The organism is Alkalibacterium sp. MB6, assembly GCF_009935905.1.
GTDB lineage: Bacteria > Bacillota > Bacilli > Lactobacillales > Carnobacteriaceae_A > Alkalibacterium.
Genome location: NZ_PREX01000074.1, coordinates 1 through 491, shown reverse-complemented (window position 1 = coordinate 491; position 491 = coordinate 1). Strand labels below are relative to the sequence as shown.

General features: G+C 37.5%; 1 protein-coding gene. It reads left to right on the top strand.

What is annotated here, in order from left to right:
• On the top strand, positions 1–399 hold a 399-nt coding region (locus C3945_RS11725), incomplete at its 5' end, for a transposase (protein WP_161879831.1).
• Positions 400–491 lie beyond the last annotated feature (92 nt).

Here is a 491-nt window from a genome sequence, read left to right as displayed (position 1 = left end):
ATTATCAGTGATCAATTGGTTCAATTGGGCAGTCAAGTTTACTTAACGAGTCTCTTTCGTCTTGTGACGATAGAAAGAAAGCAGCAAGGCCATCTAAGGTTTATCACCAACCGCATGGATGTATCAGCTGAAGAGATTAGCAAAATGTATCAATCACGCTGGCAAATCGAGCTATTTTTCAAGCATATCAAGCAACACATGACGATTAAACATTACTTTTCAAAGTCAAAAGAAGGTGTAGAAAATCAAGTCATACTGGCACTGATTGTCTACTTACTGACCTTACTCATCAAGCTTGAATTGGACTTAAAACAAACAGTTTTCCACGTTTTAAGGCATTTGCGAGCGTTACAGTATGAACCGTTCGAATTATTTAAGGAAATATTCGAACCTGACTAAGTGAAAGAAGCCGCAAATCGATTTATCCACAACTGAATAAGTCAAAAAAATTCTGGAAAAAGTCATCCGCTGCGCCAGCATTTGACTTTTTT